Source organism: Micromonospora sp. NBC_01638, from assembly GCF_045209745.1.
GTDB lineage: Bacteria > Actinomycetota > Actinomycetes > Mycobacteriales > Micromonosporaceae > Micromonospora.
On sequence record NZ_CP109273.1, the window covers coordinates 4,038,865 to 4,063,124 of the forward strand.

25 protein-coding genes are annotated in these 24,260 nt (G+C 69.3%); 13 read left to right on the forward strand and 12 right to left on the reverse strand.

What is annotated here, in order from left to right:
* The first annotated feature begins 215 nt into the window (after nt 1-215).
* The 4 genes from OG811_RS19095 to OG811_RS19110 all read left to right on the forward strand — a co-directional run bounded on the left by OG811_RS19095 (nt 216) and on the right by OG811_RS19110 (nt 4,598).
* Nucleotides 216-1,220: a diacylglycerol/lipid kinase family protein gene (locus tag OG811_RS19095; protein WP_406067580.1), complete on the forward strand. Its 1,005-nt coding sequence runs from the start codon at nt 216-218 to the stop codon at nt 1,218-1,220.
* Entirely contained in the window at nt 1,213-2,214 is a 1,002-nt protein-coding gene (locus OG811_RS19100; protein WP_406067581.1) for a YihY/virulence factor BrkB family protein, read from the forward strand. The genes OG811_RS19095 and OG811_RS19100 overlap by 8 nt, the downstream gene beginning before the upstream one ends.
* Nucleotides 2,215-2,284: 70 nt before the next feature.
* Nucleotides 2,285-3,775, forward strand: coding sequence for a phosphatase PAP2 family protein (locus tag OG811_RS19105; RefSeq protein ID WP_406067583.1), 1,491 nt, complete (start codon nt 2,285-2,287; stop codon nt 3,773-3,775).
* Between the two features lie 7 nt (nt 3,776-3,782).
* Nucleotides 3,783-4,598 (forward strand): endonuclease/exonuclease/phosphatase family protein, encoded by an 816-nt coding sequence (locus OG811_RS19110; protein ID WP_406067585.1) that lies wholly within the window; start codon nt 3,783-3,785, stop codon nt 4,596-4,598.
* A 121-nt stretch (nt 4,599-4,719) separates the two neighbouring features.
* On the opposite strand, the gene OG811_RS19115 is transcribed toward OG811_RS19110, so the two are convergent.
* On the reverse strand, nt 4,720-5,682 hold the full coding sequence (locus OG811_RS19115) for a TIGR03557 family F420-dependent LLM class oxidoreductase (RefSeq protein ID WP_406067587.1): 963 nt from the start codon (nt 5,680-5,682) through the stop codon (nt 4,720-4,722).
* Nucleotides 5,683-6,056: 374 nt separating this feature from the next.
* On the opposite strand from OG811_RS19115, the gene OG811_RS19120 reads away from it, so the two are divergent.
* A complete protein-coding gene (locus OG811_RS19120; protein WP_406067589.1) occupies nt 6,057-7,448 on the forward strand; it encodes a cellulase family glycosylhydrolase in 1,392 nt (463 codons plus the stop codon).
* A 437-nt stretch (nt 7,449-7,885) separates the two neighbouring features.
* Here the strand turns inward: OG811_RS19120 and OG811_RS19125 are convergent, their stop codons facing one another.
* Complete coding sequence (locus OG811_RS19125; RefSeq protein ID WP_406067591.1) at nt 7,886-8,098, reverse strand: hypothetical protein; 213 nt, start codon at nt 8,096-8,098, stop codon at nt 7,886-7,888.
* On the opposite strand from OG811_RS19125, the gene OG811_RS19130 reads away from it, so the two are divergent.
* A complete protein-coding gene (locus OG811_RS19130) occupies nt 8,097-8,531 on the forward strand; it encodes a hypothetical protein (protein WP_406067592.1) in 435 nt (144 codons plus the stop codon). The two genes, OG811_RS19125 and OG811_RS19130, sit on opposite strands and share 2 nt — an antisense overlap.
* A 245-nt stretch (nt 8,532-8,776) precedes the next feature.
* Nucleotides 8,777-10,237 (forward strand): NAD(P)-binding domain-containing protein, encoded by a 1,461-nt coding sequence (locus OG811_RS19135; RefSeq protein ID WP_406067594.1) that lies wholly within the window; start codon nt 8,777-8,779, stop codon nt 10,235-10,237.
* Between the two features lie 177 nt (nt 10,238-10,414).
* Here OG811_RS19135 and OG811_RS19140 read toward each other — a convergent pair whose 3' ends face one another.
* The 6 genes from OG811_RS19140 to OG811_RS19165 all read right to left on the reverse strand — a co-directional run bounded on the left by OG811_RS19140 (nt 10,415) and on the right by OG811_RS19165 (nt 16,147).
* Nucleotides 10,415-10,606, reverse strand: coding sequence for a hypothetical protein (locus tag OG811_RS19140; RefSeq protein ID WP_406067595.1), 192 nt, complete (start codon nt 10,604-10,606; stop codon nt 10,415-10,417).
* The gene (locus tag OG811_RS19145; RefSeq protein WP_406067597.1) at nt 10,585-10,749 is read right to left on the reverse strand and encodes a winged helix-turn-helix domain-containing protein; all 165 of its coding nucleotides are present in this window, start codon (nt 10,747-10,749) and stop codon (nt 10,585-10,587) included. The genes OG811_RS19140 and OG811_RS19145 overlap by 22 nt, the downstream gene beginning before the upstream one ends.
* Nucleotides 10,750-10,833: 84 nt before the next feature.
* Nucleotides 10,834-12,966, reverse strand: a complete 2,133-nt coding sequence (locus OG811_RS19150) for an alpha-galactosidase (protein WP_406067599.1) — start codon at nt 12,964-12,966, stop codon at nt 10,834-10,836.
* Nucleotides 12,963-13,844, reverse strand: a complete 882-nt coding sequence (locus OG811_RS19155) for a carbohydrate ABC transporter permease (protein ID WP_406067601.1) — start codon at nt 13,842-13,844, stop codon at nt 12,963-12,965. Before OG811_RS19155 ends, OG811_RS19150 begins: the two co-directional genes overlap by 4 nt.
* Nucleotides 13,841-14,797 (reverse strand): carbohydrate ABC transporter permease, encoded by a 957-nt coding sequence (locus OG811_RS19160; RefSeq protein WP_406067603.1) that lies wholly within the window; start codon nt 14,795-14,797, stop codon nt 13,841-13,843. The genes OG811_RS19155 and OG811_RS19160 overlap by 4 nt, the downstream gene beginning before the upstream one ends.
* Before the next feature lie 21 nt (nt 14,798-14,818).
* A complete protein-coding gene (locus OG811_RS19165) occupies nt 14,819-16,147 on the reverse strand; it encodes an ABC transporter substrate-binding protein (protein WP_406067605.1) in 1,329 nt (442 codons plus the stop codon).
* Between the two features lie 283 nt (nt 16,148-16,430).
* Between OG811_RS19165 and OG811_RS19170 the strand changes: the two genes are divergently transcribed.
* Together OG811_RS19170 and OG811_RS19175 are read left to right on the forward strand one after the other, a co-directional pair.
* Nucleotides 16,431-18,422, forward strand: coding sequence for a beta-galactosidase (locus OG811_RS19170; RefSeq protein WP_406067607.1), 1,992 nt, complete (start codon nt 16,431-16,433; stop codon nt 18,420-18,422).
* 37 nt (nt 18,423-18,459) lie between these two features.
* Complete coding sequence (locus tag OG811_RS19175) at nt 18,460-19,236, forward strand: DeoR/GlpR family DNA-binding transcription regulator (RefSeq protein WP_406067609.1); 777 nt, start codon at nt 18,460-18,462, stop codon at nt 19,234-19,236.
* 55 nt (nt 19,237-19,291) lie between these two features.
* Here OG811_RS19175 and OG811_RS19180 read toward each other — a convergent pair whose 3' ends face one another.
* Nucleotides 19,292-19,522: a hypothetical protein gene (locus OG811_RS19180; protein WP_406075800.1), complete on the reverse strand. Its 231-nt coding sequence runs from the start codon at nt 19,520-19,522 to the stop codon at nt 19,292-19,294.
* Nucleotides 19,523-19,617: 95 nt separating this feature from the next.
* Nucleotides 19,618-19,875, reverse strand: a complete 258-nt coding sequence (locus OG811_RS19185) for a DivIVA domain-containing protein (RefSeq protein WP_406067611.1) — start codon at nt 19,873-19,875, stop codon at nt 19,618-19,620.
* Between the two features lie 441 nt (nt 19,876-20,316).
* Here OG811_RS19185 and OG811_RS19190 point away from each other — a divergent pair, with 441 nt between their 5' ends.
* The 3 genes from OG811_RS19190 (at nt 20,317) to OG811_RS19200 (ending at nt 22,680) form a co-directional block, all read left to right on the forward strand.
* Nucleotides 20,317-21,189, forward strand: coding sequence for a helix-turn-helix domain-containing protein (locus OG811_RS19190; protein WP_406075802.1), 873 nt, complete (start codon nt 20,317-20,319; stop codon nt 21,187-21,189).
* The gene (locus OG811_RS19195) at nt 21,186-21,404 is read left to right on the forward strand and encodes a DUF397 domain-containing protein (RefSeq protein WP_406067612.1); all 219 of its coding nucleotides are present in this window, start codon (nt 21,186-21,188) and stop codon (nt 21,402-21,404) included. Before OG811_RS19190 ends, OG811_RS19195 begins: the two co-directional genes overlap by 4 nt.
* 313 nt (nt 21,405-21,717) lie before the next feature.
* Nucleotides 21,718-22,680 carry a sporulation protein gene (locus OG811_RS19200; RefSeq protein ID WP_406067614.1) on the forward strand — a complete coding sequence of 321 codons (963 nt, stop codon included), beginning with the start codon at nt 21,718-21,720 and terminating at the stop codon, nt 22,678-22,680.
* Nucleotides 22,681-22,747: 67 nt separating this feature from the next.
* Here OG811_RS19200 and OG811_RS19205 read toward each other — a convergent pair whose 3' ends face one another.
* Nucleotides 22,748-23,128 carry a hypothetical protein gene (locus tag OG811_RS19205; protein ID WP_406067616.1) on the reverse strand — a complete coding sequence of 127 codons (381 nt, stop codon included), beginning with the start codon at nt 23,126-23,128 and terminating at the stop codon, nt 22,748-22,750.
* 177 nt (nt 23,129-23,305) lie between these two features.
* Nucleotides 23,306-23,698 carry a glycerophosphodiester phosphodiesterase family protein gene (locus OG811_RS19210; protein ID WP_406067618.1) on the reverse strand — a complete coding sequence of 131 codons (393 nt, stop codon included), beginning with the start codon at nt 23,696-23,698 and terminating at the stop codon, nt 23,306-23,308.
* A 76-nt stretch (nt 23,699-23,774) separates the two neighbouring features.
* Between OG811_RS19210 and OG811_RS19215 the strand changes: the two genes are divergently transcribed.
* Nucleotides 23,775-24,197 (forward strand): hypothetical protein, encoded by a 423-nt coding sequence (locus OG811_RS19215; protein ID WP_406067619.1) that lies wholly within the window; start codon nt 23,775-23,777, stop codon nt 24,195-24,197.
* The last annotated feature ends 63 nt before the right edge of the window (nt 24,198-24,260 follow it).

Below are 24,260 nucleotides of genomic sequence, written 5' to 3' on the forward strand. Positions count from 1 at the left end.
CCCTGACCGAGGGTAGTCGGATGGGCGCGGCGGCGGGCCGGATCGGGCTGCTCACCGAGTCGGGGGTCGATCTCGACGATCCGCGCCGACGGGTGGAGCTCGCGCTACGGGCGGCGGCCTGACGGGTGCGACCGTGTTGAAACCTGTTTGTGGAACTTCCGACGCTGGCCGCTCGCCGGGTCGCTGAAGCCGTCGGACTGCTGCACACTGGCGCCGTGGATCCTGGACAGGACAGGCGGCCCGCGGGCGGCCACGGCGGGCTGCGTTCCGCCGTGGTGGTCAACCCGGTGAAGATCGACGATCTCGACGAACTGCGCCGCACCGTCGACGGCGCCCTGACCGCGGCCGGCTGGCCCGCGCCGCAGTGGTACGAGACGACCGTCGACGACCCGGGCCGTGGCCAGACCGAGCAGGCCGTCAAGGCCGGCGTGGACCTGGTCTTCGCCTGCGGCGGTGACGGCACCGTGATGTCCTGCGTCAGCGGGCTGGTCGGCACGGACGTGGCCCTCGCCGTGCTGCCACAGGGCACCGGCAACCTGCTCGCCGCCAACCTTGGTCTCTCGACCGACCTGGCCGCCGGTCTGCAGGTCGCCATCGAACGGGGTCGACGGCTGCTCGACGTCGGCGCCGTCGAGGACCAGCACTTCACCGTGATGGCCGGCATGGGCTTCGACGCCCAGATGCTCGCCGCCACCTCCGAGACCACCAAGGCCCGCATCGGCTGGCCGGCGTACGTGGTGGGTGCCGCCCGCCACCTGCGGGACCGGCCGATGCGGGTGCAGATCCGCATCGACGACCGCCCGCCGGTGCGTCGCCGAGCCCGCTCGGTCCTGATCGCCAACGTCGGCCGGCTCCAGGGCGGCGTACACCTGCTCACCGAGGCCAAACCGGACGACGGCTGGCTCGACGTCGCCGTGCTCACCCCACGCAACCTGCGGCACTGGCTCGCGCTCGGCTGGGCCGTGCTCCGCCGCGCCGGCCAGGTGCCACAGTTGGAGGTGTTCCGGGGCCGCCGCGTGGTGGTCACCAGCAACCGGGCTCAACCCCGGGAGCTGGACGGCGACCTCATCTCCCCGGGCCGCCAGTTGAAGGCGGAAGTCCGGCCTCAGGCGCTCTGGCTCTGCGTCCCCCAGCCCGAGGACGCCCCCGACCTGGCAGTCGATGCGCAAAGCGCCGGAGAGCGGGGCGAGCAGCTGATCGAGGAAGCGCTCCATGAGTAGCACTCGGATCGTGCCGGAGACCCGGCTGATGGCCGACGAGGAGCTGTCCGCCGACGACGCCTGGCACACACTGCGCCGGCAGGGCGGCTGGCACCTGCTGCGCGACGCCTTCATCCGCTTCCGCTACGGCGACGGGTTCAGCCACTCCCGCGCCTTCGGGCTGCAACTCTGCCTCGCCGTGGTGCCGTTCCTGATCGCCCTCACCGGCCTGATCAGCGAGCTGGGCGTCGAGGAGGGCGGCCAGGTGGTCGCCGACACCGTCCTGGCGCTCACCCCCGGGCAGAGCGCGCAGGTGGTCGGCGAGCTGCTCGGCGAGGGCGAACGCGTCGAGGACGCCGGGGAGCTGGCACTCACCCTCGGTCTGCTCACCGGCCTGTTCGCGCTGACCACCACGATGGCCCAGATCGAGCGGGGCGCCAACCGCATCTACGGTGTCGAGCGGGACCGCCCCGCACTGCAGAAATATGTTCGCGCCGCCGTGTTGGCCGTCACGGCCGGTGTGCCCGCGCTCGCCGGCTTCCTGATCCTGGTCGGTGGCGGCGCCATGGGCGACTCGGTACGCGAGCACTACGAGTGGGGTGCCCTCGCCAACGGCATCTGGGATGTGGTCCGCTTCCCACTGAGCCTCGGGCTGACCGTCGTCGCCGTCGCCGTGCTGTTCCGGCACGCGCCGCGCCGCAACCAGCCCGGCCTGTCCTGGCTGTTCCTCGGCGCCGGCATCGCCACCGCCCTGTGGTGGCTGGCCAGCCTGCTGCTCGCCGCGTACGTGCGGTTCAGTGACGGTTTCGGGCAGACCTACGGCGCGTTGACCGGCATGATGGCGCTGCTGCTCTGGGCCAACCTGACCGGGGTGGCGCTCTTCGGTGGGTTGGCCTTCGCCGCCCAACTGGAGGCGCTGCGCATCGGTGTGCAGGAGCCCGCCCAACCGGACCTGTGGGAGCCCGACACCGACCGCGCCGAGGTCCTCGACACCGGGGACATGACGGCGCTCTAGCGGCACCTTTGGTGTATGCGCGACGCGGATCGGGTAAAACGCCTCGCCAGACAGACAAGGGAGGTGCGGGGTGACCGCGGTCAAAGAGGTGGCACGGCGTCCGATCGGTCATTTCGCCGAGCGGAGCGGCGCTGGTCTGGTGGCGGTCACCGGCGCCGGGGTGGCGTTCGGGCTGCTGTTGCTGCTCGTCCGGGTGCGGTGGGGCCTCCTGGAGGACACCGACCACGCCGCCGCCGAGTGGTTCAACGGGCTCGTCGCCCCGCACCACGCATTCGTCACCGTCCTGGAGGCGGTGACCGACCTGGGCGGCCGGCCGATCCTCATCTGGTTGGTCACCATCGCCGTGGTCGGGTTGCTGATCCGGCGCCAGCCACGACTCGCCGTCTACCTGATCATCACCGGGGTTGGCGGCCTGATCCTCGACCCGTCACTGAAGACGCTGGTCGGCCGGCTCCGCCCGGTCGTGGACGTGCCGATCGCCAGCGCCCCGGGCAACAGCTTCCCCAGCGGGCACGCACTCGGCTCGTTCGTCGCGTACGGGGCTCTGCTGCTGGTGTTCCTGCCGGCGATGGCACCCCGCTGGCGCAAACCGGCGATCGTCGGCGTCGGCGTGCTGGTGGCGCTGATCGGCCTGACCCGGATCGCGCTGGGCGTGCACTACGTCTCGGACGTGCTGGCCGGCTGGCTGCTCGGCGCCGCCTGGCTGGGCGTCACCGCGTACGCCTTCCGCCTGTGGCGGCGCGAGCGGGGGCGCCCGGTGCCGCCGCTGACCGAGGGCCTGGAGCCGGAGGCCGGGCACGACATCGCTCCCGCCCCGGCCGAGGAGCACGTGTTGGCCCACCCCCGCTCGGCGGTGGCCGAGCTGCTGGTCGGCTGGGTGCTCGTGTTCGGGGCGCTGTACGGCTTCGGCATGTACGTCAGCTACCACGCCAAGGGCACCTTCTTCGACACCCTCGACACCGAGGTGCCGCGCTGGTTCGCCGACCGGCACACCGAGGCGCTGACCGAGGTGAGCTGGTGGTGGAGCAAGTTCGGTGACACCCACGCGATCCTGCTGATCGCACTGGTGTTCTGCCCGCTGGTGCTGGCGGTGTGGCGGCGCTGGCGTCCGGTGCTGTTCGTGGTGCTGGCGATGGTGGGCGAGCTGACCCTCTTCCTCGCCTCGGCCCGGGCAGTCGACCGGCCGCGCCCGGCGGTGGAGAATCTCGACGGGCAGATGCCCACCTCGTCGTTCCCGTCGGGGCACATCGCGGCCACGATCTGCGTGTGGCTGGCGATCACCGTCATCGTGTTTCCTCGTACCCACCGGTGGTGGCGTTGGATCTTCGTGGCGCTGGCCGTGATCATGCCGGTCGGGGTGGCCACCTCCCGGATGTACCGGGGGATGCACCACCCGACCGACTTCATGGGCGCGATCCTGCTCTCCGCGCTCTGGATCGGGCTGCTCTGCCTGGTCATCCGCCCGAACGCCGACCTGAAGGAAGGCAACCAGCCGGCCATCGAGTCGGCGGACGTGGACACCCTCGACGACGAGCTGGCGCGGGCCGGCCGAGCCGACTGAGCGCGCCGTGCTGCGGGTGATGAGCTGGAACATCCGCACCGGCGGTCGGGATCGCGGCGGTCCCGACCGGCTGGATCAGGTGCTCCAGGTCGTCAACGAGCAGGCGCCGGACGTGCTGGCCCTTCAGGAGCTGCGCGACTTCGACCGGGGCGGGCTCATGGCCGAGGTGGCGGGTCGGGTGGGGATGACTCCCCACCTGGCCCGGTCCTGCTTCGGGCAGCCGGTGGCGGTGCTGGTCCGGCCGCCGTGGCGGGTCATCGACGCGGGGACGCTGCGCCGGCCGTTCCACCACGCCGCCGCCCGCGTCGTGGTGGCCACCTCGGCCGGCCCGTTCACCGTGCTCGGCACCCACCTCCACCCGTACTCCGGGGGACGGCGGCGACTGGAGGTCGACTGGCTGGTCGCCGCGACGCGACGCGCCGAGGGGCCGCTCACGCTTGTCACCGGTGACCTCAACTCGCTCGATCCGACCGTCGACCACACCGCTCAACTGGCGGGCATGCCCGCTCTCTACCGGAGGCGGCACCTGCGCAGGGCCGGTGACGCCGTGGACACCCGCGCGATCGCCCGGTTGCTCGGCGCCGGCCTGGTCGACCTCTGGCCGTCGTTCAATGTCGGAGCACCGGAGGCCGACGGGCTCACCGTGCCCACCCGGCTCGGTGGGGCCGAGTTCGCCGGGATGCGGCTGGACTATTTGCTCGGCACCCCGGCGTTGGCCGAGCGGGTCCGGGACTGCCGGGTCATCCGAGGCGGGATGGCGGACATCGCCTCCGATCACTATCCGCTGCTGATGGACCTGGACCTGGCCTCCACTCCACGTTGAGTGCTCTCAGCGCACCACCACGTTGAGCAGGACGGTGAGCACCACCGAGGCGAGGATCGAAAAGAGGATCATGAGGAGGCAGCCGAGGCCGCCGCCGAGCGGGCGGATCTCCACTGTCGGCTCACAGCTCGCGCAGTTGGGGTAGTAGCTGCTCCTGCGCCCAGTCCAGGAACATCGGCTGGGTCTCGCCACCCACCTGCACGATCGCGACGTGGGTGAAGCCGGCGTCGACGAACTTGCGGAACGCCTCGACGTGCGCCTCGACGTCCGGGCCGCAGGAGATGCCCTCGGCGACGTCCTCCTCCCGGACGAACTGGGTGGCGGCGGCGAAGGACTCCGGGCTGGGCAGGTCGGCGTTGACCTTCCACCCCATCCCGAACCAGCGGAACTGGTCGTGCACGATTTTGCGGCATTCCGCCTCGTCTGGGCCGTAGCAGATGGCCACCTGCCCGTAGCGGGGCTGGCCGGTGCCCCCGGCGTCGTCGTACATCTCGATGATGCGCCGGTCGGGTTCGGTGGAGATGATGCCGTTGCCGTACTCGGCGGCCAGCGTCGCGGACTGTCGACCGGACGCGGCGACGGCCATCGGCACCGGCTGTTCCGGTCGGTCCCAGATGTAGGCGTCGGGCACGTCGAAGTGGTTGCCGGAGAAGGTCAACGTCTCCCCGTTGAGCAACGGCCGGATGATCTGCAACGCCTCCTCGAAGATCTCGTGCCGCTGCTGCACGTGCGGCCAACCGCCGACCACGTGCTCGTTCAGGTTCTCCCCGGCGCCCAGGCCGAGGGTGAACCGACCGTCCGAGAGCGCCCCGATCGTGCTGGCCTTCTGCGCGACCACGGCCGGGTGGTAGCGGCGGATCGGGCAGGTCACGAAGGACATCAGCTGCGTGTGGGAGGTGGCGTGGGCGACCGCGCCGAGCACGGACCAGGCGTACGGGGAGTGGCCCTGGGAGTCCAGCCAGGGGTAGTAGTGATCGGATATCACCAGCTGGTCGAAGCCGGCCGCCTCGGCCCGTACCGCATGGTCAACCAGCTGCTTGGGACCGGCCTGCTCGCTCAACAGGGTGTAGCCGACGCTGACCATCCTGGTATCCCCTTCCACTGACGGATCGTCTCGGGATACCCAGGTCGGCGGCGGTCAACCCTCCCGTCCGGTTCGGCCCCGGTGGTGCTTGACGGATGGCGGCGACCTGCCTACCGTCGCTCTTAACCGGTTAAGAGCCGGGTGTGGCGCACATCCTGTGGTGGGGATGATCGCCCCGTGACGGCCCGCGTCCTCGTGGGCCGTTGCGGCTGTCCGGAGCCCGGGCCTGCCAACTGAACCGGTTGCGAAGACCAATCCATCGCCCTACGCTGATGCCTGCGCGCCGGGAGTCGGGCGCGGCTGCCGGGCTGCAGTCGCCTTTCCTGTCACGTCCCACCCCTGTCGGGCACCGGGGGTCCTCCCTGAGGAAGGCCATGAAAACTCGACTCTCCGCCGCCGGCGCGACCCTGCTCGCGTTGCTCGTCGCCGTGCTGGCGTTCGGCCAGCCGGCGCACGCCGCGGCCGGTTTCTCCGTCGCGGGCGGCAAGTTGTACGACGCCAACGGCACCGAATTCATCATGCGCGGCGTCAACCACGCGCACACCTGGTACCCGCAGCAGACCAGCTCGTTCGCCGACGTCAAGGCACTCGGCGCGAACACCGTGCGGGTGGTCCTCTCCAGCGGCGACCGGTGGACCCGTAACACCAACGCCGACGTCGCCAACGTCATCTCGCTCTGCAAGGCCAACCGGCTGATCTGCGTGCTGGAGGTGCACGACACCACCGGGTACGGCGAGCAGAGCGGGGCGATCACCCTCGCCCGCGCCGTCGACTACTGGCTCAGCATCGCCGACGTCCTCGCCGGCCAGGAAAGATACGTCATCGTCAACATCGGCAACGAGCCGTACGGCAACCAGAACTACGCTTCCTGGGCCACCGACAACGCCAACGCGATCAAGCGCCTGCGCACCGGCGGGCTGACCCACACGATCATGGTGGACGCGCCGAACTGGGGGCAGGACTGGTCGTTCACCATGCGCGACAACGCCGCGTCGGTCTTCGCCGCCGACCCGGCCCGCAACACCGTCTTCTCCATTCACATGTACGGGGTCTTCGACACCGCCGCGGAGATCAGCGACTACCTGGGCCGGTTCCGCACCGCCGGGCTGCCCATCGTGGTTGGTGAGTTCGGCTTCAACCACTCCGACGGTAACCCGGACGAGGACACCATCCTCGCGTACAGCCAGGCGAACGGGATCGGCTGGCTGGGCTGGTCGTGGAGCGGCAACGGCGGTGGCGTGGAGTATCTCGACCTGGCCACCGCCTTCAACCCGGCCAACCTGACCACTTGGGGCCAGCGGCTCTTCAACGGCGCCAACGGCATCCGGCAGACCGCCCGGGAGGCCAGCGTGTTCGGCGGCACCCCTCCGCCGACGACTCCGCCGCCCACCACGCCCCCGCCCACCACGCCCCCGCCGACCACTCCGCCGCCCACCACGCCCCCGCCGACGACTCCGCCACCGGCCGGTGGCTGCACCGCGACGTACACGGTCACCAACCAGTGGCAGGGCGGCTTCCAGGGTGAGGTACGCGTGACCGCCGGCGCGACCGCGATCACCGGCTGGACCGCCCGGTGGACCTTCGCCAACGGCCAGAGCGTCAGCCAGGCCTGGAACACGACGCTGACCAGCAGCGGAGCAACGGTGACCGCGCGCAATGTGGACTACAACGGCCGGCTGGCCGCCGGCGCCAGCACGAGCTTCGGGTTCATCGGCGGCTGGAACGGGAGCAACGCCAAGCCGGCGGTGAGTTGCACCGCGAGCTGACGGCAGGACCGGTGGTCGGGTCCGCGACGGGCCCGGCCACCGGAACCTACCGTGGTCAATGCTCCCCGGCCAGGTTCACGATGACCACCCCGGCGATGATCAGGCCAACGCCGGCACCCGGCCCAGGCGTTGCTCGACATCCGCGAGCGCCAGCGTGCGGGCCTCATCGGTGCCGGAACGGGCGCCTGAGCCTCCCGGGCACGTGTAGCCCGGCCCCTTTGGAGCTGATGTCGTAAACGAATCAGATTGCCCCGCCCAGCCCCGCCTGCCTGGGTCGGATCCTTCGCGCTGGTCTCCCGATCAGGCTCGACCGGAGTTCGGCGGGTGATTCGTTTACGACATCAGCTCCAAAGGCACTCCGAGCACCTCCCTCGGCCCTCGGGCGGCGTTACCGACCGCGCCGACCCCGACCCGCGCCGACCGCGCCACTTTCTCTGTCAGGGTTCGGTTTCGGGGGTGATCGGTGCTGGTTCGGCGGCGAGCCGGGCGGCCCGCATGGTGAGGTAGCGCTGCTCAGGCAGGCTGCTCGTGCGCGCTGCGGCGGCCCGGTAGTCCGTGATCGCGCGCTCCCGGTCACCGGCCATCTCGTGCAGGTGTGCACGGGCGGCGGGCAGCCGGTGGTGCCCGGCCAGTCTGTAGGGTCCGCACATGGCAGCAGCCACCCGGCCGGTACCGTTGACCAGCGGAGGTGCGCCCGATTATGAACGCCCGGACCGTCAAGCCCGGCCGTCGCGCCGCCGGCCACCCGCTGCGCGCGTCAGACATGAGGCGCTGCGTCCGCTGGCGTTCTCTACGTCCGGAGCGATCTCGGCGCTTGTGCACGACGGTCCGCCGTTCACCAGCGCGATTCCATCGCGTCTGAGCGGCCTTGCTGGCCTTTATGGAGGCTGCGGAACGATGCGCCTGCCCGCTGTCAGCCTGCCCCAGCGAATAGGTATCAACGTTTCCGGCGGGTTCGTCGTCCGGGAAGAGATCACGAAAGATGCGCGCCGCCTTTTCACGCGCCAGAATTCCGGTGCGTGTATGGCGGGATGCTCGACCATGAGGAATGAGATTGCGCAGACCGTGAAGTTCAAAGGGTGAAGACATGCAGGGATTGATGTCGACCTGTAGCCGCACGGCCGGACCGGCTGTCGCGGCCCGCACCTCCGACGGGTTGACGCCGTTGATTGCGACAGCAAATTAGCGAAACTGGGACAATTCTGCTACGGTCAGGAGAAATCTGTCTGTCTGAACCGGTCGATACGTGCGGATTCTGGCGACCGGATGGCTCCGTCCTGCCCGTTAGGGTGGGTACGGGGCCGCATGGCGAAAGAAAAGGAACATACGTGACGAACGGAAAAAGAGTTGCGATTGTCGGTGCCGGCCCCTCGGGCATGGCTCAGCTGCGGGCCTTTGAGACCGCAGCGCGCGCGGGGGCGGACATCCCCGAGGTTGTCTGTTTCGAGAAACAGGCTGACTGGGGTGGCCAGTGGAACTTCACCTGGCGCACCGGACTCGACGAGTACGGCGAGTCCGTGCACTCGAGCATGTACCGCAATCTGTGGTCGAATGGGCCGAAGGAAGCGCTGGAGTTCGCTGATTACACCTTCGACGAGCACTTCGGTCGCGCCGTCTCCTCATACCCGCCGCGCCCGGTTCTGTGGGACTACATCGCCGCCCGGCTGAAGAAGACGAACGTGCGCGATTTCATCCGTTTCCAGACCGTCGTGCGCTGGACGGAATACGACGCCGAGCGTGAGGTCTTCACGCTCACGGCCGAGAATCTCCCCACCGGAGAAACGACGACCGAGGAGTTCGACCATGTGGTCGTCGCCAGCGGCCACTTCTCTTTCCCTCACGTGCCGCAATTCCCTGGCATCGAGACCTTCCCCGGGTACATCGCCCACGCGCACGACTTCCGCGGCGCGGAAGCCTTCAAGGGGCAGGACGTCCTCGTCGTCGGCTCCAGCTACTCGGCCGAGGACATCGGCAGCCAGGCGTTCAAGATGGGCGCACGCTCGGTGACGGCGAGCTATCGCTCCGCGCCGATGGGCTACGACTGGCCCGAGGGCTTCGAGGAACGCCCCGCCATCAGGCGCATCGAGGGCAACACGGTCCACTTCGCAGACGACTCCTCGAAGCACATCGACGCCATCATCCTGTGCACCGGCTACCTGCACAAGTACCCGTTCCTGCCCGACGAGCTCGCGCTGGCCTCCCCGAACAACGTGTACCCGGACGGCCTTTACCGCGGTGTCGTGTGGCAGGACAACCCGCGTCTGGCCTACCTCGGCGCGCAGGACCAGTGGTTCACCTTCAACATGTTCGACGCGCAGGCCTGGTACGTACGCGACCTCATCCTGGGCCGCGCCGAGCTGCCGTCGGAGGCCGAACGCTCGGCGTCCATCGCCGAGTGGCGGGAACGTTTCGAAAAGCTTTCCTCGGACGCCGAAGAGATCCGCTTCCAGGCCGACTACGTGCGTGATCTGCTGCGGCAGACGGACTACCCCGAGTTCGACCTCGACCGGGTCGTCGAGATCTTCCTCGCGTGGAAGCGCGACAAGAAGGCCGACATCATGGGCTACCGCGACCGTGTCTACCGCTCGGTCATGACGGGAACCCTGGCCGCCGAGCACCACACACCGTGGCTCGAAGAACTCGACGACTCGATCGAGCGCTACCTCGCCGAGGATCCCGCCAAGACCCCGCAGAACGCTGAGCTCCAGCGCAGCGGCGTAACTCCCCGAGGTCGAGGTCGGACCCCACTACGAGTCAGGGGCCCAGCAGCTCTCACTGCGGGCCCCTGACCCGTATCCAGGGGGTGGGTACAACTGGGGGATGTCGGTTGCCGGTTGCCGGGGGGAGTGGGCCGTGCCGGATGGCTTGTGTGTGAGTGGTGGGGATCGAGCCGCAGCCCTGCGAAGACCCTCCGCAATCGCCTCGTCCGTGAGATAGCTACAGAGGTTGAAAGGCCAAGGTTCGAGCTATCTCGGTGGTTCGGGTTCGAGGGTCATGCCGGTGCCCCAGCCGGAGCCCTTGCCGCAGACCTCGACCACCGGCGTGTGCCCGCGCCGGGCCCACGTCTTGGCCACCGGCGGTCGCATGACCTGGCCCGCCTCGTCCTGGAAGCAGATCCTGGCGCCCTGCGCCGCCGCTAACCTCTTACCGACGGCCACCGCCCGCGATGCCAGCCGGCGATCGCTTCCGGATCGCGTTCGATCGCCCGACGATTGGGAACCTGCTGGCTGTACCCGATGCGATGCAGCAGATAGGACACCCCGCGCAGCGTGTAGGAGACGCCGAAACGGCGCTCGATCACCGCACCTCGTCGGTGCTCTCACCCTGAGGTAGAAGCTGGCCCCGCCGTTCTCGACACCCCGGTCGAAGATTCTCCAGAATCTTGTCAGTCGACGGCGTCGACCTCCAGCACCAGGCTCTGCTCCGGGTGCAGCGCGGGCAGTTGCACACCCACCCGGGCCAGCGCCGCCCCGGTGAGGGTGACACCACCATCCGCCAGCCAGGTCGGCGCGGACAGGTCGATGGTCGCCGGGGCCGGTACGTCCGACACCTGTCGCACCCGGTACCGCCGGCCCGGGTCGAGGCCGGGCAGCCGCACCGCGCCGGGCACCTGCGTCACGGAGGTGGTCAGCCGTGCCACCGCGTACACCGCTCGGCTCTTGTCGCCCGCGACCACGCCGTGCGCCCAGATGGCCGGGTCCGGGTGATCGACCCGGACCACCCGGCCAGCGTGCAGCAGCGGGCGCAGCCGCTTGTGCAGCGCCACCCAGGCGGCCAGCTCGGTCTGCTCGACGTCGCTGATCGACGCGACGTCCCACTCGATGCCGTGGTGGCCGAAGAGCGCGCTCGCCGCCCGGAAACCCAGGTCGTGGACGCGGTTGGTGGTGTGCGAGCGGTGCGGGCCGATGTGCGTGCCGATCAGCTCCGGTGGCAGCAGCAGCCCCGTCCAGCGCTGGATGCTGAGCCGTTCCAGGGCGTCGTTGCAGTCGCTGGCCCAGACCCGGTCGGTACGCGCCAGGATGGCCAGGTCCACCCGGGCCCCGCCGGACGAGCAACTTTCGATCTCCACGCCCGGGTGACGACCGCGCAGCTCGTCGAGGAGCCGGTAGACCGCCAGGGTCTGCCCGTGCACCCCGGGGCGGCCGTGATGCCCCGCCTCGGTGAGGTCCCGGTTCTGGTCCCACTTGAGGTACCGGATGCCGGGGTGGTCGCTGAGCAGTGTGTCGAGGCGTTCCAGCACATAGTCGTACGCCTCGGGGCGGCCCAGGTCGAGCACCTGCTGGTGACGCCAGGACGGTGGCAGCCGCCCCGGCACGGCGAGCAGCCAGTCGGGGTGCGCGCGGCACAGGTCCGAGTCGGGGTTGACCATCTCCGGCTCGACCCAGAGGCCGAACTGGAGGCCCCGGCCGGTCACGTGGTCGATGAGAGGTTGCAGGCCGTCGGGCCAGACGCCCTCGTCGACGTACCAGTCGCCGAGCCCGACGGTGTCATCGCGTCGGCCGCGGAACCAGCCGTCGTCGAGCGCGAACCGCTCCACGCCGATCTGCGCGGCCCGGTCGGCGAGCGCCCGCAGCCGGTTCAGGTCGTGGTCGAAGTAGACCGCCTCCCAGACGTTGAGGGTCACCGGGCGGGGGGAGCGCGGGTGCCCGGGTCGGGCCCGTAGATGGGTGTGCAGCACGTCGCTGAGGCCGTCCAGCCCGGCGTCGGACCAGACCGCGTAGAGCAGCGGAGTCTCGTACGACTCGCCGGGGCCGAGCCGGACCTCCCCGGGGGCCAGCAGCTCGCCGCCACCGAGGGTCGACTCGCCGGTGGGCCGCCGCTCGGCGAACGTGACGTGGTCGCCGCTCCACGCGGTGTGCACCGCCCAGACCTCGCCGTGGCCGAAGCCGAACCCGGCGGTGCCGGCTATCAGCAGCAGCGTGGCGTCATGCCCGGTGCGCCCGTGCCGGCCCTCGCGGACCCAGGCGCCGTGCTGCCACGGGTGGCGCTGCGGGGATCGTTCCCGACACCACCGGCCGGTCAGGTCGAGCAGTTCGGTGGCGACCGCCGGCACCGGCAGCACCGGCGTCAGCTCCCGCAGCTCGTACCCGCTGTCGCCGTCGTTGCGCAGCCGGTGCCGGAGGGTCAGCAGGCCATACGGGTCGAGCGTGATCTCGGTGGTCAGGGCCAGCCCGGCGGCCGGGTCCGAGGCCCGGACGGTCACCCGGGCGGGGCCGAGGTCGCGCACGTCCACCCCGTCGAGGCGAAAGGAGGTGGACCAGTCGGTCCCGTCGCGGTGCCCGGCCAGCCCGGGCCGTCCGCTCCAGCCGGCGCTCGCCTCCGGCAGCAGGGACAGCACCGTCGGCTCGTCGAAGCTGCTCGGCACCACCGGCGGTACGGTCGCGTCGGTGAGCTGGCGCAGGCCATCGTCGTCGAGGTCGCCGACGTCGCCGCCCCAGTGCACGACCCGGGGCAGCCCCGGGCCGCGCGCGTCGAGCACCAGGCTGGTCCGCGCGCGGCGCAGGTGCAGGATGGTCATCCTTTGGAGGCTCCCAAGGTCAGGCCCCGAACGAAGTGCCGCTGGAGCATGAAGAAGATCACCAGGGTGGGGATCGCGACGAGCACGCTGCCCGCCGAGACCAGGTTGTTGTCGGTGAAGAACTCACCGCGCAGGTTGTTGAGTGAGCTGGTCACCGGGAACTTGTCGCCGGTACGCATGAGGACGGTGGCCCAGAAGAACTCGTTGTAGATCCAGGTCACCTCAAGCGTCGCCAGCGCGGCCAGGGCCGGGCGGCACAGCGGCATGGTGACCTGCCAGTACTGCCGCCAGATGCTCGCCCCGTCGACCATCGCCGCCTCGTACAGGTCGCGGGGCAGCGCCTTCATGTAGTTGCTGAGGACGAAGACGCAGAACCCGCACTGGAAGGCCACGTTGATCAGAATCAGACCCCAGTAGCTGTCGTAGAGCAGCTCCGAGTCGCTCATGAACTCCGGCAGCGGGACCTCGGTGAACAGCCGGAACAGGGGGATGAGCAGCGCCTGCTGGGGCAGCAGGTTGGCCGCGGTGAAGATCCCGAGCAGGACGAGGTTGAGCTTCCAACTGAACCGGGCGATGACGAATGCCACGCAGGAGGCGAGGAAGAGGGTGAGCAGCACCGCCGGCACGGTGATGTACACCGAGTTGAGGAAGTGCTTGCCGAAGTCCGCGGTCTGCCAGGCGGTGACGTAGTTGTCGAAGGTCCAGCCGCCGAACGAGACGTAGCCGTTCGCGGCGGTGTAGTCGTACGAGTGCAGCGAGGACAGAACCGCCCAGGCGATCGGGAAGAGCCAGGCCAGCGACACGGCGATGAGGAAGCCGTGCAGCAGCATCCGCAGCGGGGTCAGTCTGCGACGGCGAACCGGGGTGTCGACGCTCATTGCCGGTCCTCCCTCATCACGGTCGCCAGGTAGATGGTGATGAAGACCAGCGAGACGACCAACATGATCGTCGCCAGTGCCGAGCCGAACCCGATCCGGCTCGCCTCACCCACCACGTTCTGGGTGACCAGCGCGGAGATCAGCTCCAACCCGTTGCGGCCCTTGTTGACCACCCAGACCAGGTCGAACGCGCGCAGCGACTCGATCACGGTCACCACCAGCACGATGATGTTGATGGGTCGCATGACCGGGAACACGACCCGGAAGAACGTCCGGCTCTCCGAGGCGCCGTCGACCGCCGCGGCCTCGCGCAGCGACGGATCGACGCCCTTCAGGCCGGCCAGGTAGAGCAGCATGATGTAGCCGACGTGCCGCCATCCGGAGGCGATCATGACCGCCCAGATGTTGACGTTCGAGTCGCCGTACCAGTCGATGTTGGTGCCGAAGACGGCGTTGATCAGGCCCTGGTCCCGGGAGTAGAGCAGCTGCCAGACGAAGCCGATGAGCGCCAGCGAGAGCACCACCGGCAGGTAGAGCGCGGTCTGGTAGAAGCGGCTGCCGCGCAGCTCCTTGTCCAACAGCACGGCCAGGAACATGCCGAACGGGGTGGCGACCACGAAGAGCGCCGCCAGCCAGAGCAGGTTGTGCTGGATCGCCGGCACGAACGGCGGGTAGATGTTCACCACGTCGTGGTAGTTGCGCGCGCCGACGAACTCGATTTCGTTGAGGGGGCCGATGCCGTCCCAGTTGGTGCCGGAGAGCAGCACGGTGGCCGCCGCCGGCAACCAGACGAAGCCGGTGACGAGCAGCAGCGGGACGAGCACCATCAGCGTGATGACCACGCGATCGGTGCGGGACAGGAGCCGTAGCCGCCGGCGACGACCACCCGTGGAGGTGGTCGTTGCCGGCGGCGGCACGGCGCGATCCGCTTGGATCAGGGGCAGGTCGGACACGATGTCCTCCCCCTTCCGCCGTCAGTCAGTGAAGATCGACTTTTTCTGGTTCTCGATGGACGAGGTGAGCCCGTCGATGTCCTTGGGGTTCTTGATGAACTGCTGGATCGCCGGGATCATCACCGTGGAGGCGAAGTCCGGCCGGGTGTCCCGGTCGAGGAACTGGGCGATCTCGGTGGCCGACCCGACCAGTTCGGCGGCCTTCTTCTGCAGGGCGGTGTAGCCGCCGACCTCCGCGCCGCTGTTGGCGACGAGGACGGCCGGGTCGTTCTTGAGGTTGATGTCCGCAGCGGCCTTGCCACCGAAGTACTCCAGCAGCTTGCGCGCGTTGTCCTCGTTCTTGGGCTTGCGCGCCATCATGTAGCCGTCGATCGGGGCGTCCAGCGCCTTGGCGCCGATGGCCGGGTCGATCTCGGGGAAGGTGAAGAAGTCGAGATCGTCCTGCTCGTCGTTGCTGAACTGCTGACCGACGAAGAGGCCGAGCAGGTACATGCCGCTCTTCTTCTGCTGCAACGACTGCGCCGCCTCCTGCCAGGTGCGGCCGAGGCTGTCCGGCTGGTGCAGGGGGAGCAGGCCGGCCCAGGTGTCGAAGACCTTCTTGACCTTGTCGGAGGTCCAGGCTTCCTTGCCGGCCATCAGGTCGACGTGGAACTGGTAGCCGTTGATGCGCAGGTTGAGGATGTCGAAGGTGCCCATCGCCGGCCAGCCGTCCTTGTCGGCGAAGGCGATGGGGGTGAGGCCGTCCTTCTTCATCTGCGCGCCGAGCGCGGTGAACTGGTCCAGGGTGGTGGGCACCTGGTAGCCGTGCTGCTGCCAGACCGACTTGCGGTAGAAGACCGCCCACGGGTAATACGTCGCCGGTACGAAGTACTGTTTGCCGTCGTCGCCGGTGGATGCCTTCTTGAAGGCGTCGGAGTAGCCGGAGAGCTTGCTCCACACGTCGCTGATGTCGCTGGCCAGGCCCTTCTGGGCGAAGAAGCGCATCCGGTAGCCGGCGAACCAGGTGAACACGTCGTCCGGCTTGCCCTGTAGGTAGTTGTTGATGTTTTCCTGGAACGTGTTGTGGTCGACCGTATTCACCGCGACCTGCACCCCGGACGAGGTCTTGAAGCCGTCGGTGACCTTGGCGAGGACGTCCTTGGGCTTCGGGTCCGACTGGTTCGAGCCGAGCGACACGTCCTTGGTGGACCCGCCGGAGCCGGAGTCGTCGCCGCAGCCGGCGAGCAGGCCGGTGCCGAGCAGCGCGCCCGTGCCGGCCGCGCCGGCCAGCAACGACCGTCGGTTGATGCCGGCGACTGAGGGCGGTACGAGCCGAGCCAGGTACTCGGCTTGGGATTGGGGACGGGACATCTGTGCCTCCTGCGGATGAAGAGGTGCTACGTCCAAGGGCCATCAGGGTGGTGAAGGCAGGTCCGGCGCCGTGATCACACATTGAGATCCACCGAGAATCCACATTGGCGAACACGAACGGCCATTGGGGCCTCAAGTTACCCCTCAGTCGGGCGCTGTCAAGAGGGCTGTTCGCCGCTGATAACCCAGTCGTGACACGGTCGTTACCTGGTAAACGTTGGCAAGAAGCTCGATGTTGGAACCTGTTGACTTCCGTGGACCAGCGGGTGCACCCTCAGCTGTCATGCGGCGATGGCAGGGTGATGGCATCTATTTCGGCGGCGACTACAACCCCGAGCAGTGGCCCGAGGAGACCCGGTCGGAGGACGTCGACCTGATGCGTCGGGCCGGGGTCAACCTGGTGTCCGTCGGCATCTTCTCCTGGGCCCTGCTGGAGCCCAGCCCGGGACGTTTCGAGTTCGGCTGGCTGGATCGGGTGCTGGACCTGCTGCACGACGGCGGCATCCAGGTCGACCTGGCCACCGCCACCGCCAGCCCACCGCCGTGGCTGGCCCGCGCGCACCCGGAGACGCTGCCCCGCCGGGCCGACGGCGCGATCCTCTGGCCGGGCGGGCGGCAGGCGTACTGCCCCAGCTCCCCGGTGTTCCGCGAGCGGTCCCTGGAGCTGGTACGCGAGGTCGCCGGCCGGTACGCCGAGCATCCCGCCGTGGTCATGTGGCACATCTCCAACGAGCTGGGCTGCCACAACGTGCACTGCTACTGCGACGTCAGCGCCGAGGCGTTCCGCGGCTGGCTGCGTGAGCGCTACGGCGACCTGGACCGGCTCAACGACGCCTGGGGCACCGCGTTCTGGAGTCAGCGTTACGGCGACTGGGCCGAGATCAACCCACCGCGCACCGCGCCGACCTTCGCCAACCCCACGCAGCAGTTGGACTTCCTACGCTTCTCCTCGGACGAGCAGCGCGCCCAGCTACGCGCCGAGCGCGAGGTGCTGCGCACGTTGGTCCGGCAGCCGGTCACCACCAACTTCATGATCGGCTTGGGCGTCAAGCACATGGACTACCACTCCTGGGCCGCCGATGTGGACCTGGTCTCCAACGACCACTACCTGACCGCCGCCGACCCGCAGGCGCACCTCGGGCTGGCGCTCGCCGCCGATCACACTCGGGGCGTCGCCGGCGGCGACCCGTGGTTGCTGATGGAGCACTCCACCAGCGCGGTCAACTGGCAGCCGCGCAACGTGGCCAAGCTGCCCGGGCAGCTGCGCCGCAACAGTCTCGCGCACGTCGCCCGCGGTGCCGACGGGGTGCTCTTCTTCCAGTGGCGCGCGTCCCGGGCCGGCGCGGAGAAGTTCCACTCCGCGCTGGTGCCGCACGCCGGGCCGGACACCAAGGTGTTCCGCGAGGTCTGCCAGCTCGGCGCGGACCTGAAGGCGCTGGCCGAGGTACGCGGCAGCCGAGTGGACGCCGAGGTGGCGATCCTGTTCGACTGGGAGGCGTGGTGGGGTGTCGAGCTGGATTCGCACCCCAGCGTCGACGTCACCTACGCCGACCGTCTCAACGCCCTGTACGGCTCGCTGTGGCGGGCCGGCGTGACCGCCGACGTCGTCCACCCGTCGGCCGATCTCAGCGGCTACCGGCTGGTCCTGGTGCCGACCCTCTACCTGGTTCGGGACGCCGACGTCGACGCGCTGCACCGATTCGTCGAGGCCGGGGGCACGGCGGCGGTCACCTACTTCAGCGGCATCGTGGACGCCAACGACCACATCCGGCTGGGCGGCTACCCGGGCGCGTTCCGGGAGTTGCTCGGCGTCCGGACCGAGGAGTTCTTCCCGCTGCGCGAGGGGGAGCAGGTTCGCCTCGACGACGGCAGCACCGCCGATGTGTGGACCGAGTGGCTGCACCCCGAGGGCGCGCAGGTGCTCGCGTCGTACACCGATGGGCCCTTGCCGGGCGTGCCGGCGCTGACCCGGCGTCCGGTGGGCGACGGCGCCGCCTGGTATGTCGGCACCCGGTTGGACGAGCCGGCCACGGATCGGCTGGTCGCCCGGCTGCTCGCGGAGGCCGGTGTCCGCCCGGCGGCGGACGCGCCGTCCGGGGCGGAGGTGGTACGCCGACGCGACGGCGACCGGACCTGGCTGTTCGCGATCAACCACACCGACACCGAGGTACGCCTGCCGGCGCACGGCGTCGAGCTGTTGACCGGGGCACCATGTGCCGGTGAGCTGACGGTGCCCGCCGGTGAGGTGGCGGTCATCCGGGAGGATCGGGCCTGATCCGCATGACAGGCACGGCACGAAGGAGGTTCCCCAGATGCTCGCCCAGCAGCGGCAGACCGCCATCCTCGATCTGATCCGCCAACGTGGCGGGGTGCGGGTGAGTCACCTGGTCAGCCGGTTCGGCGTGTCCGACATGACGATCCGGCGGGACCTGGAGGTGTTGGCCGAACGTGGCCTGGTCGACAAGGTGCACGGCGGCGCGACGCTCGCCGGGCCGGGCTCCGCCGAGGAACCCGGTTTCGCGGCGAAGTCGATCCGCCAGCAGGCGGAGAAGCGGGCCATCGCCGAGCGGGCGGCGCGGATGGTGGAGCCGGGGATGGCCATCGCGCTCTCCGCCGGCACCACCACCGCCGCGCTGGCCACGCTGCTCTCCGACGTACGCGGGCTGACCGTGGTGACCAACTCGATCCCGGTGGCCGACGCGCTCTACCAGAACCCGCGCGCCGACCAGACCGTCGTGCTGACCGGCGGCATCCGCACCCCGTCGGACGCGTTGACCGGGCCGGTGGCCGAGGCGGCGATCAGCGCGCTCAACGTCGACCTGCTGTTCCTCGGGGTGCACGGCCTCAGCCCACGCACCGGGTTCACCACGCCCAACCTGTTGGAGGCCGGGGTCAACCGGTGCTTGATCAGCGCGGCCCGTCGGCTCGTGGTGCTCGCCGACCACACCAAGTGGGAGACGATCGGCATCGCCACCATCGCGCCGCTGGAGGCCGCCGACGTGCTGATCACCGACGTCGGATTGCCGGCCGAGGCGCGCACCACAATTGGCGAACAGGTTGGCGAGCTGATCGTCGTCGAGGCCGGTTAGCGGCCCGACACATCGCTGCGCCGCAGCGGGCGGCGGCCCCACACGGGTAGGGCGTTCAGCCGCCGGGGTCGCACGGGCCGTCGTGGTCGACCCGGCGGGCGCAGCGGCGGCGGTCCGGCAGGATCCGGTCGCAGAACACCCAGTGTCGTACGTGCTGGGCGTCCTCGGCGGAGATGGTGGTGCCGGCGGCCTCGACCCCAGGAATCAACGCCAGCGAACGGGCCAGCGTGTACGCGAAGCGCAGCGCCTCGGCCAGGTCGGCGACCGCCACGGGCAGGTGGACCACGTAGCGCGGGGCGCCATCCTTTCCGGCCAGGGCCTCGACGGCGGCCAGGGGCATCGGCGCGAAGACCGCGTCCGGGCCGGGCGCTGCCTCCGGGTTCACGACTGACGCCGGTTGGTTTGGGCGCTCTGCCAGCCACGCAGCGCCCGCTTGATCCGGATGTTCTCGTCGGTCAACCGCTCCACGTCCTTGTGCAGGGTGGCCAACTCCAGCGCGACCCGGTGCAGGAAGCGGCGTACCTCCTGGGGGTCGATGCCCCGACGGCCGAAGCCGGCGGTGGCGAACTGGTGGTCGCGGACCAGGCTCGGGTGCAGCCGGGATGACAAGCTGCCGCCGTAGATGGTGCCTCGGGTCATCGGTCGCCTCCTGTGCTTGTTGGATGGGGCGGCCCTGGCGGAGGGGAATTCCGGGCAGGGCCGCCCCGCCCGACGACCGCAGCCCTCATTCGGCGAGTACGGCCACCGGGCTGCCGGTGGATGGTGCTGATTTCGGGCAGGTCAGGGTCGCGAAGACTCCCGTCTCCGTGATAGGTATTCAGCAAGCCGGTCGGAGCCGGAATGCGTGCGTGACGCGCGGTTCCATGTGGAGACCCGACGAGATTCGGTATGCGGCTGCCACCCGCGAGGCCGTCTCTCGTCACCTTCTCGGCTGTTGGCACAGCCGCGGTTACTGCGCTTGCACCGGGCGTCCCCGGGGGCCGGTGATCACCTCACCCGAAGGCCACATTTCCAGTGGCCTCGGCATTGGTGCAACGACACCAACGGAATCCTTTTCCACGGGTAGCCGGAGAGGTGAGCATGGCGGCAAGAAGAGAAGCCTTCGTCCGAACGTTGCGTGCTCAGTGGCTTGGCCAGCAGATGCGCGAGCTACGGGAGCGGCGTGGCTTGACGCTCAAATACGTCGCACGCTTCCTGGAGCGGGACTTCTCGTCGCTGGCGCGATACGAGCGGGCCGAGTGGCCGTTCCGTCGTGACCTGGTCGTTGAGCTGTTGGACCTGTATGGCGTCTACGACGAGCGGGAGCGCGACCGCCTCATCCAACTCGCCCAGGACGCCTGGCGCGTCGATCGGTGGGACAACGACTTCGACAAGACGATCTACGACACGTCCTTCATCGACTTTCCTTGGCTGGAGTCGAGGGCCGAACAGATCTGCACCTATGCTTCGCTGCTGATCCCCGGGCTCCTTCAGACCAGGGACTACGCCGAGGCGGTCATCCGCAACGCCGAATCGAGTTCGACCAGCGAGGTCCAGATCCGCAAGTGGGTTCAGCTGCGGATGGACCGCCAGCGGCTGCTGGACGGGCCGTCGCCGACCAGGCTCGCGGTCATCATCGAGGAGGCTGCGGTGGGTCGCCCGGTGATGAGCAGGGGAGTGATGGCGAGCCAGCTCGCGCACCTCGTTGAGGCGGCGAGGAAATCGACGGTCGAGATTCGGGTCCTGCCCGCCGCTCTTGGACTGCACGCCGGCTTGGACGGGACGTTCTGGCTCTTCAAGATGCCGCCCCCCTACGCTGACGTGGCCCACGCTGAGACACTGGGCGGGCGGCTGTTCATGGAGTCGGACAAGGCTCTGCGTTACGTCCGAGCGTACGATCGCCTCCGAGAGGCCGCACTCAGCGCGAGCGAGTCGGCGAAGCTGATCTCAGCACTCGCGGAGGAGCTGTCATGAGCGAGACGCCTGACGTGGCGTGGCACATCAGCACCAGGAGCCCCGACAACGGGGGTAACTGCGTCGAGGCTGGGCCGTTTCTCGACGGGTCCGGCCGGGTGGCTGTCCGGCACAGCAAGGCCCGTGACGCAGCAACGATCATCTACACGGCCGATGAGTGGGCAGCGTTTGTCGGCGGCGTCAAGAACGGCAAGTTCCACTTGTCCTCAAACTGATCGCCCCTGCGGGGTGTTCGGGTGGTGGCACCCCAGGGGGTTCCACCACGATCACGAGATCAACTTCTCTGCCTCGCGCCAGAACTTGTCGAACGACGGGGAATTGACCAGGTCCATCGTGATCGACTCAGGTTCAGTGAAGTAGGGGTGTCCTGGTCGTGCGGACACCCCGGTTTTCTTGAACCCGAGTCGATCACGCGCGACGCGCCGACGTGGCGCTTCACAGCCATCTCACAGGGGTGCTGGATAGGGTGCCGGTCGAGTCAATGTCCGACTCCAACCTGGAGCGGTCGGCTGTCGCACAGGAGTTTCGATGGTTTTCAAGAAGATGTTGAGCGCGTTCGGCGTGGGCGGTCCCAGTGTGGACACTGTGCTGACCAACCCCAACACCCGCCCCGGCCTGACCCTCGACGGGCAGGTCAACCTCGTCGGCGGCGACGCCGAGGCAGCCATCGAGCAGGTGGTGATCGGCCTGGTCACCCGGGTCGAGGTCGAAGGGCACGACACCGAGTACGCGGGCACGATGGAGTTCCACCGGATGGTGGTCAGCGGCCGGCTCCAACTCGCCCCGAAGCAGCAGCTCTCGATCCCGTTCCAGCTGCCGGTGCCGTGGGAAACCCCGATCACCGACGTGTACGGCCAGCGCCTGCACGGCATGGCGATGGGCCTGCGCACCGAGCTGGCGATCGCCCGCGCGGTCGACAAGAGCGACCTGGACCAAGTGGCGGTGCACCCGCTGCCGGTGCACGAGCGGATCCTCGAGGCGTTCCAGCAGCTCGGTTTCCGGTTCAAGCACGCCGACCTGGAGCGTGGTCACATCCGGGGCGTCCAGCAGACGCTGCCGTTCTATCAGGAGATCGAGTTCTTCGCCTCGCCGCGATACTCGAACACGATCAGTGAGGTCGAGTTGACCTTCGTGACCAGCCAGCGCGGCGTCGAGGTCATCCTGGAGTGCGACAAGCGCGGTGGGTTCCTCAGCTCCGGGCACGACGCGTTCGGCCGCTACCAGGTGGCGCACACCGACGCTGACCGGGTGGACTGGGCGCAGGTCGTTGATGGCTGGCTGGGCGAGACCACGTCCCGCTACGGCAGCCTGCGCTCCCAGTACGGCCCGAGCCACGGGCATGGGCACGGGCACGGTCACAGCCGCGGGATGGGCATGGGCGGCATGGTGGCCGGTGCGGCGCTCGGCGTCGCCGGCGGCATGATCGCCGGCGAGCTGATCGAGGACGCGTTCGAGGGTGATTTCGGCGGCGATTTCGGCGGCGACGAGTAAGCAGTCCACACACGACGACAGTGGCCTCCGGGAGATCCTCCCGGAGGCCACGTTCACGCACGACGCGTCAGCGCCGTCGCATGTTCCGCTCCTTGCCGGACCGCCGCGCGGAGCCGGCCTTCGACAGACCACGGCTGACCAGGTAACCACCGGTCAGGATGGTCAGGTACCACCAGGCCTGGTTCGGGTTGTTGATGTTCAGCCCGTTGGTGGCGGAGCCCCGCCAGAACGCGGCGATCACCACGACTGCGACCGCGGCGGCGTAGATCCAGAATTCCGTCGTCAGGAACGCCTGCTTGGTCTCCGTGCCCGGCGACGGCATCGGTTCCCGATGCCCGTCGTGCATGGCCGGCATCTGCTGGGTCGGCGTATTCTGCATCGACGCCGGATTCTGCACGTCCGACATTGGCCGGTTCATCGGCCGGGTGGAAGCAGCCTGCGTGCTCATCTGGTCCTCCTCAGGATGCGATGAGTCGTACTCTGCGTTCCCTCGCCCCGCTACCGCGTTTCGGCCACGGCACGGTTCGCGTTCATGGCGAGGACACCCCCCGACTACCCGAGGCCCCGGAGCAGGTAACACCGACCGCCGGCCGGAAATCCGGCCGGCGGTCGGGTGGCCGGCGGGTCAGCGCAGGCCGTTGCGAATCGCCACGCTCACCAGCAGGTCCGGGTCGCCGGTGATCATGCCGTCCACGCCCAGGTCGATGACCCGCTGCATGACCTTCGCGTCATCGACGGTGTACGGGATCACCTTCAGGCCGTACCGCGTCTGCAGGGTGCGTACGTCCGGTCCGTGGAAGTACGCCGGGTTCTCCCGCAGGTACCAGTCGGCCGAGGCGACGGTGCCCTGGTGGGGGTCGTGTACCTGCAGGGTGTTCTCGGGCCGGGTCGCCCGACCGCCGCGGTGCGCCTGGATGTCGAACGGCGCCGCGTACGCCTTCGGCAACCGGTAGCCGCGCTGCGCCAACAGCCCGCGCAGCCGGTCCGGGTAGTCGGTGATGATGCCGCCGTGGGCCACCTCCCGGTCGGGCTGGGTTTGGCCGACCGGTGGCCGGGCACGCAGTCAGTTCCACAGCTTCTGCGAGGTGATGATCGTGCGTGAGGACGACATGCGGCAGGATGCCGCCCGCCAGGCCGAGGATCGGATCGCTGGCGGCGTGTACGGCAAGGGCGCCGTCGACGAGGTGACGGTGCCCCGCACCGACGTACAGAGCCAGATTCAGCGCGACGATCCGCTCGACCCGGCCCACGAACGGGTCGATCCGCAGGTGCTGCGCGACGGCGGCCCTGTCGGCGGGCAGGGCGCGGTGACGACCACCGGCGGCACCGCCGGTCCGGCGAGCGTGCGCCGGGTCGCCCGGCAGCCGGAGCGGCACCGGGGCAAGGTCGCCCCGACGACGACCGGCGACGCCACCACCGGCGGCCTGAGCACTCCGATGAGCGGTGGTACCAGCGACCAGTCCACGTCCGCGACTGGTCCGGGCAAGACCGTCCGGGACCGGTCCACCAGCGACTGACCCGCCGGGCGAGTTCGCCCCGCCGCCCCCGCCGAGCAACCACTCGGTGGGGGCGGCGCGGTT

What these genes read in the sequence shown, in the direction of transcription:
- OG811_RS19100 (WP_406067581.1), top strand. Translation starts at nt 1,213, where the DNA reads ATGAGTAGCACTCGGATCGTGCCGGAGACCCGGCTGATGGCCGACGAG.
- OG811_RS19115 (WP_406067587.1), bottom strand. Translation starts at nt 5,682, where the DNA reads ATGGTCAGCGTCGGCTACACCCTGTTGAGCGAGCAGGCCGGTCCCAAG.
- OG811_RS19120 (WP_406067589.1), top strand. Translation starts at nt 6,057, where the DNA reads ATGAAAACTCGACTCTCCGCCGCCGGCGCGACCCTGCTCGCGTTGCTC.
- OG811_RS19130 (WP_406067592.1), top strand. Translation starts at nt 8,097, where the DNA reads ATGGCAGCAGCCACCCGGCCGGTACCGTTGACCAGCGGAGGTGCGCCC.
- OG811_RS19125 (WP_406067591.1), bottom strand. Translation starts at nt 8,098, where the DNA reads ATGTGCGGACCCTACAGACTGGCCGGGCACCACCGGCTGCCCGCCGCC.
- OG811_RS19150 (WP_406067599.1), bottom strand. Translation starts at nt 12,966, where the DNA reads ATGACCATCCTGCACCTGCGCCGCGCGCGGACCAGCCTGGTGCTCGAC.
- OG811_RS19155 (WP_406067601.1), bottom strand. Translation starts at nt 13,844, where the DNA reads ATGAGCGTCGACACCCCGGTTCGCCGTCGCAGACTGACCCCGCTGCGG.
- OG811_RS19165 (WP_406067605.1), bottom strand. Translation starts at nt 16,147, where the DNA reads ATGTCCCGTCCCCAATCCCAAGCCGAGTACCTGGCTCGGCTCGTACCG.
- OG811_RS19170 (WP_406067607.1), top strand. Translation starts at nt 16,431, where the DNA reads ATGCGGCGATGGCAGGGTGATGGCATCTATTTCGGCGGCGACTACAAC.
- OG811_RS19175 (WP_406067609.1), top strand. Translation starts at nt 18,460, where the DNA reads ATGCTCGCCCAGCAGCGGCAGACCGCCATCCTCGATCTGATCCGCCAA.
- OG811_RS19185 (WP_406067611.1), bottom strand. Translation starts at nt 19,875, where the DNA reads ATGACCCGAGGCACCATCTACGGCGGCAGCTTGTCATCCCGGCTGCAC.
- OG811_RS19190 (WP_406075802.1), top strand. Translation starts at nt 20,317, where the DNA reads ATGGCGGCAAGAAGAGAAGCCTTCGTCCGAACGTTGCGTGCTCAGTGG.
- OG811_RS19195 (WP_406067612.1), top strand. Translation starts at nt 21,186, where the DNA reads ATGAGCGAGACGCCTGACGTGGCGTGGCACATCAGCACCAGGAGCCCC.
- OG811_RS19200 (WP_406067614.1), top strand. Translation starts at nt 21,718, where the DNA reads ATGGTTTTCAAGAAGATGTTGAGCGCGTTCGGCGTGGGCGGTCCCAGT.
- OG811_RS19205 (WP_406067616.1), bottom strand. Translation starts at nt 23,128, where the DNA reads ATGAGCACGCAGGCTGCTTCCACCCGGCCGATGAACCGGCCAATGTCG.